Genomic DNA, 9,187 nt, shown 5'->3' on the forward strand with positions numbered 1-9,187 from the left:
ACGCCGCCTGATGGGCGGCGTCGGCATTTTGGGGCCTCGAGTAGGCCGGTTCCCGGCGGGCGGGCCGGGGAGCGCTTGGGTACAATGTCGGGCCCGACGTTGCACGGTTCCCCGGACATGATCGTCCTCGAGGGCGCTTCCGCCCTGTCGCCGTTCCGACTGGAACGGCTCCAAGCCCGACTGCAAGCCCTCCATCCGTCCGTCCGCCTCCTTGGCGCGTGGCCCGTCTACTGGGTCGAACCGGACGCCGGCGCAACCCCCGATGCCGATGCGCTGCGCCGCATCCTCCAGGCCGAACCCGATGCTGCGCCCCGCGCCAGCGATGCGGTATCGCGCTTCGTCACGCCGCGCCTGGGCACGCTGTCGCCCTGGGCCAGCAAGGCGACCGAACTGCTCCACGGCGCGGGCCTGCCGGTCAAGCGCGTCGAGCGCGGCACGCGGTTCGACCTGGCCGGCTGGCCGTCGGACGCCCCGACGCAGGGCGCGCTGGCGAAGGTGCTGCACGACCCGATGACGCAGTCGCTGCTGGAAGCCCGCGAGGACGCCGTCGCGCTGTTCTCCGTGCCGGTCCGCGGCGACCTCGAACGCATCCCGCTGGCGGACCTGGAGCAGGCGAACACGCGCCTGGGCCTCGCGCTTGCCGACGACGAAATCGCCTACCTGCGCGAGCGTTACGCCGCGCTGGGCCGCCAGCCGTCGGATGTCGAACTGATGATGTTCGCGCAGGCCAACTCCGAGCACTGCCGCCACAAGATCTTCAATGCATCGTGGACCATCGACGGCGTCGAGCAGACGACGTCGCTGTTCAAGATGATCAAGCACACGCACGCGACCACGCCCGAGCACACGCTCTCGGCGTACAGCGACAACGCGGCGGTGGTGGAAGGCTATGCGAGCCGTCGCTTCCGCCCCGACCCGCAGACGCATGCGTACCGCGAGGAAGCGCAGGTCGATTCGGCCTTCGCGATCAAGGTCGAAACGCACAACCACCCCACCGCCATCGCGCCCTTCCCGGGCGCGTCCACCGGCGCCGGCGGCGAAATCCGCGACGAAGGCGCGACGGGTCGCGGCGGACGTCCGAAGGCCGGCCTGTGCGGTTTCAGTGTGTCGCACCTGCGCATCCCCACGCTGCCGCAGCCGTGGGAGCGCGAGCGCGCGCTCAACCCGCGCATGGCGTCGGCGCTGGAAATCATGATCGAAGGCCCCATCGGCGCCGCCGCGTTCAACAACGAATTCGGCCGGCCGAACCTCAGCGGCTATTTCCGCAGCTTCGAGCTGGACGAAGGCACGTCTGTTGGCGGGCCTGTTGCCCGTGCGTACGACAAGCCGATCATGCTCGCCGGCGGCCTGGGCGCGATCGATCGTGTGCAGGTGAAGAAGCTCGGCCTGCAGCCGGGCGATGCGGTGATCGTGCTTGGCGGCCCGGCCATGCTGATCGGCCTCGGCGGCGGTGCCGCGAGTTCGGTGGCCTCGGGTGAAAGCCACGAGGAACTCGATTTCGCCAGCGTGCAGCGCGACAACCCCGAGATGGAACGCCGCTGCCAGGAGGTCATCGACCGCTGCGTCGCGCGCGGCGAGGACAACCCCATCGCGACCGCGCACGACGTCGGTGCGGGCGGTTTGTCGAACGCGATTCCCGAACTGCTCCACGACTCGGGCCTGGGCGGCATCATCGACCTGGCGAAGGTGCCCAGCGACGATCCGTCGCTCTCGCCGATGCAGTTGTGGTGCAACGAATCGCAGGAGCGTTACGTGCTCGGCATTCCGGCCGACCGCGTGGCGGAATTCGCGGCGATCTGCGAACGCGAGCGTTGCCCGTTCGCCGCCGTCGGTTTTGCCACCGCGGAAGAACGCCTGGTTGTCGGTTACGGCGCCACCCGCGAGACCGCGCGCGAAGCCGGTCGCGACTGGCCGATCGACATCCCGATGGACGTGCTGTTCGGCAAGGCGCCGAAGATGCATCGCGACACGCGTCGTCCGCAGGCCGCGCCGTGGCCCGCGCTGCGCTGGGACGGCCTGGAACTGCGCGACGCCGCGCTGCGCGTCATGGCGCATCCGTCGGTCGCCTCGAAGAACTTCCTGGTCACCATCGGCGACCGCACCGTCGGCGGCCTCACCGCGCGCGACCAGATGATCGGCCCGTGGCAGCTACCGCTGGCGGACTGCGCGATCACGTTCTCCGGCTTCGACGGTTTCGTCGGCGAGGCGATGGCGATCGGCGAGCGCACGCCGCTGGCGCTGATCGATGCCGCCGCCGCCGCACGCATGGCCGTCGGCGAGGCGATCACCAATCTCTGCGCCGCGCCGGTGGAATCGCTCAACCGCGTCAAGCTGTCCGCCAACTGGATGGCCGCGGCCGGCCACGACGGCGAAGACGCGCGACTGTTCGATGCGGTGAAGGCGGTCGGACTCGAGCTGTGCCCGGAGCTCGACCTGAGCATCCCGGTCGGCAAGGACTCGCTGTCGATGCAGGCGCAGTGGCATGCCGACGGACAGGCGCACAAGTCGGTTTCGCCGGTGTCGCTGATCGTCAGCGCGTTTGCGCCGGTCGTCGACGTGCGCGCGCAGCTGACGCCGCTGCTCGCGCGCGACGAGGAATCGGAGCTGTGGCTGATCGGCCTGGGTGCCGGCAAGCAGCGCCTCGGCGGTTCGGTGCTGGCGCAGTGCCATCCCGACGCCGCGGACGGCCAGGGTTCGTTGCCCGCGTTCGCCGGCCCGCTCGGTGTGCCGGACCTCGACAATCCGCAGCGCCTGCGCGACTTCTTCGAACTCATCCGCGACGCACGCGAGGCCGGCCTGATCCGCGCGTACCACGACCGTTCCGACGGCGGCGCGTTCGCGGCGCTGTGCGAAATGGCGTTCTGCTCGCGCGTGGGCCTCGATATCACCCTGGACGGCTGGGGCGACGATCCGTTCCGCACGCTCTTCAACGAAGAGCTCGGCGCGATCGTGCAGGTGTCGCTCGAGGACCGCGCCGAATTCGCCGATCTCGTCGCGCGCCACGGCCTCATCGATTGCGCCCAGCGCATCGCCCGCCCGACCACGGCGCCGGCGATCCGCGTGCGCGACGACGGCAAGACGCTGGTGGAGTGGCGCTGGGACGAACTCTTCGATGCATGGTGGTCCACCAGCCATGCGATCCAGAAGCTGCGCGACAACCCGGAAGGCGCCGACGAGGAACGCACCGTCGCGCGCGACTTCAATGCGCCGGGCCTGAAGCCGAAGCTCACGTTCGACCCGGCCGACGACGTCGCCGCGCCCTTCGTCAACACCGGCGTGCGCCCGAAGGTCGCGGTCCTGCGCGAGCAGGGCGTCAACGGCCAGATCGAAATGGCGCTGGGCTTCACGCGCGCCGGCTTCGAGGCCGTCGACGTGCACATGAGCGACCTCATCGCCGGGCGCGTCGATCTGGCGCAGTTCAAGGGCATCGCCGCCTGCGGCGGTTTCAGTTACGGCGACGTGCTCGGTGCCGGCCGCGGCTGGGCGACGTCAGTGCTGGAACGCAGCGCGCTGCGCGAGGCGTTCGCCGCGTTCTTCGCGCGCGAGGACAGCTTCTCGCTGGGCGTGTGCAACGGCTGCCAGATGCTCTCGCAGCTCAAGCCGATCATCCCCGGCGCCGAACACTGGCCGACGTTCCTGCGCAACCGCAGCGAGCAGTTCGAAGCGCGCCTGGGTTTGCTGGAAGTCGTCGAATCGCCGTCGCTCTTCTTCCGCGGCATGGCGGGTTCGCGCATCCCGGTGGCGGTCGCGCACGGTGAAGGTCGTGCCGAGTTCGAAAGCTCGCTGGACCAGTCGGCCGCGCACGTCTCGCTGCGTTACATCGACGGCAACGGCAACACGGCAACGCGTTATCCGCTCAACCCGAACGGTTCGCCCGACGGCATCACCGGCCTCACCAGCCGCGATGGCCGCGCGACGATCCTGATGCCGCATCCGGAACGCACGTTGCGCACGGCGAACCTGAGCTGGGCACCGGCCGAGTGGGGCGATGATTCGCCGTGGATGCGCATGTTCCGCAACGCGCGGGTCTGGGTCGGCTGATTGACCCGCCACGCACGAGTGTTCGGCGGGCGCCTCACTCCACCGGAGTGAGGCTGCCTGACGCACCACCCGTGCGATTCGGATAGATGGTGTCGAGTACCGTCGACAGGGGAACGTCCCACCGCAGGCGCTCGCTGTCGTAATCCTTCACCTTTTCGGCAATCAGCGCGACGCCCAGTGACATCTCGTAATGGGATATGCCTCGTGTCGGCGGATCGGCAGAGAGGGAATGCAGTTTCGACGGAATACCTTCGGCGCAGGCGAGCACCCGGAACCCCAGCGGCTCGCTGAAAAGCAGCTTCAGCCCGGCAATCGGAAACCGCCAGAAGTCCCAGGGCAATTCGTGCGGCGGCCACGTCGGATGCGTGGAGACGTAGCAGAGGCCGCCCACGCGCAACACGCGGTTTATCTCCATGGCCACCTTCCAGGGAAAGGCCAGGTGTTCGAAAACGGAGCACGAGTAAATTGCGTCGAAGCGGGACGGCGGGAAGTGGCGCGAAAGCTCATGCGCATCGCCCACGACGTCAACGCCCGGACCGGCATGGATGTCGAACCCCACATACTCCGAAGCGCCTGGGATGAGGCCACGGCGGCCGATGCCGCTGACTTCCCGCGCTCCGATCTCCAGTGTCCGTGTCGGACCCAGCGCGGTGCAGCGATCGATGAACTCCTGGATGACGTGATGATATGGATCGGTGGCCGAGTCGCGTGCATGTGCCGAGTAGATTCGGTCGACTTCGGAAACTGCGCCTGCCAATGCATCGTTCATGACATTCCCTCTGCCGTTGAACTGTCGCAAGACTCTTCTTGTGGCAGGCAATTGTCCAGCGGTGTCTCTGGCTAACCCTGCACCGGGGTAGCGAGGTGGGATCGGTGCGTCCTGGAAGGCGGCGCACCGATCCCCGTGGCCGGCGCGACGAACCGGCGCGCCTGGCCTTGCCCGCGCCGGGCCGTTGCAGGCCCGGCGCGACCCGGCACGCCGGTGATGCGCTTACTCCTGCGGCCGCACGTTGAGGTACGCGCCCGCCATGTGCAGCGTCGCCCACAGGTCGTTCGACTCGATCGCGACCGAACGGTCGAACATCTGCTCGCCGGTCTGGCGATCGCCGCCGAGCAGGTACAGCGCGCCAACCTCGGCGTAGCCGGTTCCGTCGTCGTCGGTGGACTGGAAGTAGCGGTCGAACATCGGCCTGGCCTTGTCCCATTCGCCGGCCTCGCTGTAGACGCGCGCGATGCGGAACACGTCGCTGTCCTCGTGCTTGCCGGCGAGGATGGCGTCGAAGATCGCCTGCCCTTCGGCCTTGAAGCCGCCGAGGTAGTACACGCGGCCCACCGCGATCTGCTCCCAGCTGCCCTTGCCGGCCTGGAGCTTCGCCACCGCGAGCAGCTCCTTCGCTGCCTCCGGGCTGGCCTTCGCGTGGTACATCGCCGTCGTGGTTTTCTGCTGCTTCTGCGCCGTGTAGCCGACGCCCGCGCCCGCGACGAACACCGCCGCCGCGATGGCGACGGAAAGACTGGTCTTCATGAATGGTTCCCCCTGTGGAAGCGGCAGCTTAAATAGCCGTGCGGGCGCGAGGCAACGTCGTGACGGTCCGGGGCGAACGCCTTTGCCGAATTGGGAACCCCGCGGATCGCGGCCTGCACGGGCCTACTGCTAAAGTCGGCGGAGGCTCCGAAGGTGAAAGCATGGATCAGGTCGCCACCCGCACCGGGACGGACGAAGAGCGCATCATCGATGCGCTGCTCGCCAGGGGCAGGCTCAAGGAAGCGGACCTCGCCCGCGCGCGGCGTCTGCAGGAGGAGACCGGCGGCAGCCTGCTCGCGCTCCTGGCGCGGCTTGGGCTGGTGTCCGAGCGCGACCATGCCGAGACCTGCGCCGAAGTCCTCAACCTCCCGCTGGTCGCCATCAAGGACGCGCCCGAACTGCCGCCCGAAGGCGTGTCGCTGTCGACGCGATTCATGAAGCAATTCGCGGTGTGTCCGGTCGCGGAGAACGACGCCGCCGTCGACGTGCTGATGGCCGACCCGCAGGATGCCTACACGCTCGATGCGCTGCGGCTGGCGACCGGTCGCGACATCCGCCCGGCCGTGGCGCTTCGATCGGAAATCGGCGACCTCGTCGAACGCTGGTACGGCCAGGGCCGCAGTGCGATGGGCGCCATCGTCGAGACGGCCGAAGGCGAAGGCGCCGGCGGCGACCTCGACGACGTCGAGCACCTTCGCGATCTCGCGTCCGAAGCGCCGGTCATCCGGCTGGTGAACCTGGTCATCCAGCGCGCCGTCGAACTGCGCGCATCCGACATCCACATCGAACCGTTCGAGAACCGCCTGAAGGTGCGTTACCGCATCGACGGCGTGCTGAGCGAGGGCGAAAGCCCGCCGGCCAACCTCACTGCCGCCGTGATCAGCCGCATCAAGATCATGGCCAAGCTCAACATCGCCGAGCGCCGCCTGCCCCAGGACGGCCGCATCATGCTGCGCGTGCAGGGCAAGGAGCTCGACCTGCGCGTGAGCACCGTGCCGACCGCGCACGGCGAAAGCGTGGTCATGCGACTGCTCGATCGCGAAACCGTCGTGTTCGATTTCAAGCGGCTGGGGTTTACCGATGCCTTCCTGCCGCAGTTCCAGAAAGTGCTCGACCAGCCGCACGGCATCCTGCTGGTCACCGGTCCTACCGGCTCGGGCAAGACGACCACGCTGTACACGGCGTTGAGCAAGCTCAACACGCCGGACGTCAAGATCATCACGGTCGAGGATCCGGTCGAATACCAGATCGAAGGCATCAACCAGATCCAGGCCAAGCCGCAGATCGGGCTGGATTTCGCCCATGCGCTGCGCAGCATCGTGCGACAGGACCCCGACATCATCATGATCGGCGAAATGCGCGACCTGGAGACGTGCCGCATCGCGATCCAGTCCGCACTCACCGGCCACCTCGTGCTGTCGACGCTGCACACCAACAACGCGGCCGGCGGCATCACGCGCCTGCTCGACATGGGCGTTGAGGATTACCTGCTCACGTCCACGATCAACGGCATCCTCGCGCAGCGCCTGGTGCGCCGGCTGGAAATAACGCATGCGCGCCGGTATCCCGCATCGCCGGAGGAAATCGAACGCTTCGACCTGCGCCGCTACCAGCCCGAAGGCGAGATCTTCCTGTACCACCCGATGCCGTCGCCGATCGCGCCGACCGGTTACCTGGGCCGCACGACGATCATGGAATTCCTCGTCATGAACGACGAACTGCGCCGCGCGGTGATGCGCCACGCGGGCATGGGCGAAGTGGAGCAGATCGCGCGCCAGCACGGCATGCGCACGATGTACGAGGACGGCATCGCCAAGGCGCTGCGCGGCGAGACGACGATCGAGGAAGTGCTGCGCGTTACGGAGGATGCGTAGGGCGGCCTGCGGTCTGCGCAACCACGCGACGGCTTCTTGCTCGTCATTCCCGCGAAGGCGGGAATCCAGTGGCTTCGCTTCAGGGACGAATGTGAAAAGGCAGCCTTGTGTTTACCTGCTAGCCAGCGGGCGTAACGGAACGTTGTATGCGGGCGTGACAAGCGATCTGGTGAAGCGCGTGTGGGAGCATCGCACGCACGCCACAGAGGGATTCAGCGACAAGTACGACGCGACGATGCTGGTCTGGTTCGAGCTGCACGAAACAATGGAGTCAGCCCTCACGCGCGAGAAGCGGATCAAGAAATGGCGCAGGGAATGGAAGGTCGAGCTCATCGAAGGGAGCAATCCCTACTGGCGGGATCTGTGGTCGGAGATTCACGGATGTTCATGAGTCATTCGGCCCCGATAGCTTTCCAACCGTGAATCCCGAATCCCGAATCCCGAATCCCGAATCCCGAATCCCGAATCCCGAATGCCCCTCTACCACTACAAAGCCCTCAACCCGCGCGGCGAGCTGCTCGACGGCCAGATGGAAGCCGGCAGCAGTGCGGAAGTCGTCGCGCGACTGCAGGAGCAGGGCCATCTTCCGGTCGAGGCGAAGCTGGCGAGTGAGGCGTCGGGGGCGTCGGTGTGGAAAGGGCTGTTCAAGCCGAAGCCGTTCGCCGGCGCGCGGCTGGTGCAGTTCACGCAGCAACTGGCGACGCTGCTCGGCGCCGGGCAGCCGCTGGATCGCGCGCTGACCATCCTGCTCGAACTGCCGGAAGACGATGCGGCGCGTCGCACCATCGGCGACGTGCGCGATGCAGTGCGTGGCGGCAGTTCGCTGTCGACGGCACTGGAACGCCAGCACGGCACGTTCTCGCGCCTGTACGTGAACATGGTCCGCGCGGGCGAAGCCGGCGGCAGCCTGCAGGAAACCCTCGCACGGCTGGCCGATTACCTGGAACGCACGCGCGCGCTGCAGGGGCGCGTGGTCAATGCGCTGATTTATCCCGCGATCCTGCTGGTGATGGTCGGCGGCAGCCTGCTGTTCCTGTTCGGCTACGTCGTGCCGCAATTCGGCGCGATGTACGAAAGCCTCGACGCCGAACTCCCGTTATTCACGAAGATCGTGCTGGGCATCGGCCTGTTCGTGCGCGACTGGTGGATCGTGCTCCTCGCGGTGCCGGCGCTGGGCCTGTGGTGGTTCGATCGCAAGCGTCGCGATCCCGTGTTCCGCGAGGCCTTCGATGCGTGGCTGCTGCAGCGGCGTTTCGTCGGTGGCCTCGTCGCCAAGGCAGAAACCGCGCGACTGGCCCGCACGCTTGGCACGCTGGTGCGCAACGGCGTGCCGCTGATCACCGCGCTGGGCATCGGTCGCAACGTGCTCGGCAACCGCGTGCTGGCGGCGGATGTCGACGCGGCCGCGCAGGAGGTGAAGAACGGCGTCGCGCTCTCCACGGCGTTGGGTCGCGGCAAGCGGTATCCCCGCCTGGCGTTGCAGATGATCCAGGTCGGCGAGGAGTCCGGCGCGCTGGACGCCATGCTGGTGAAGACCGCCGAAACCTTCGAGCAGGAAACCTCCATCGCGCTGGACCGCATGCTCGCCGCGCTGGTGCCGGTGGTGACGATCGTCCTGGCGGCGGTGGTCGGCGTGGTCGTCCTGGCGGTGCTGATGCCGCTGTACGGGCTGACCAACGCGATCGGATAGCCCCAATTCACACCCGCGTCGCAGGAACTGAACATCGACCTCCGCAGTCAGACCACT

At 67.6% G+C, this 9,187-nt stretch carries 6 protein-coding genes; 4 read left to right on the top strand and 2 right to left on the bottom strand.

The features are described from left to right. Positions 1-117 precede the first annotated feature (117 nt). Positions 118-4,041 (top strand): phosphoribosylformylglycinamidine synthase, encoded by a 3,924-nt coding sequence (gene purL, locus DX912_RS05050; protein ID WP_115841376.1) that lies wholly within the window; start codon positions 118-120, stop codon positions 4,039-4,041. Positions 4,042-4,075: 34 nt separating this feature from the next. On the opposite strand, the gene DX912_RS05055 is transcribed toward purL, so the two are convergent. Both DX912_RS05055 and DX912_RS05060 read right to left on the bottom strand, forming a co-directional pair. Beyond that, complete coding sequence (locus DX912_RS05055; protein ID WP_115841377.1) at positions 4,076-4,810, bottom strand: class I SAM-dependent methyltransferase; 735 nt, start codon at positions 4,808-4,810, stop codon at positions 4,076-4,078. A 222-nt stretch (positions 4,811-5,032) separates the two neighbouring features. Beyond that, complete coding sequence (locus DX912_RS05060) at positions 5,033-5,566, bottom strand: tetratricopeptide repeat protein (RefSeq protein ID WP_115841378.1); 534 nt, start codon at positions 5,564-5,566, stop codon at positions 5,033-5,035. A gap of 161 nt (positions 5,567-5,727) precedes the next feature. On the opposite strand from DX912_RS05060, the gene gspE reads away from it, so the two are divergent. The 3 genes from gspE (at position 5,728) to xpsF (ending at position 9,130) form a co-directional block, all read left to right on the top strand. Continuing rightward, positions 5,728-7,440 carry a type II secretion system ATPase GspE gene (gspE, locus tag DX912_RS05065; RefSeq protein ID WP_115841379.1) on the top strand — a complete coding sequence of 571 codons (1,713 nt, stop codon included), beginning with the start codon at positions 5,728-5,730 and terminating at the stop codon, positions 7,438-7,440. Beyond that, positions 7,433-7,831: a GIY-YIG nuclease family protein gene (locus tag DX912_RS05070; protein WP_115841380.1), complete on the top strand. Its 399-nt coding sequence runs from the start codon at positions 7,433-7,435 to the stop codon at positions 7,829-7,831. Before gspE ends, DX912_RS05070 begins: the two co-directional genes overlap by 8 nt. An 81-nt stretch (positions 7,832-7,912) precedes the next feature. Then, a complete protein-coding gene (xpsF, locus tag DX912_RS05075; RefSeq protein ID WP_115841381.1) occupies positions 7,913-9,130 on the top strand; it encodes a type II secretion system protein XpsF in 1,218 nt (405 codons plus the stop codon). The last annotated feature ends 57 nt before the right edge of the window (positions 9,131-9,187 follow it).

It is taken from the genome of Lysobacter soli (assembly GCF_003382285.1).
In the GTDB taxonomy this organism is placed as follows: Bacteria; Pseudomonadota; Gammaproteobacteria; order Xanthomonadales; family Xanthomonadaceae; genus Lysobacter_J; species Lysobacter_J soli.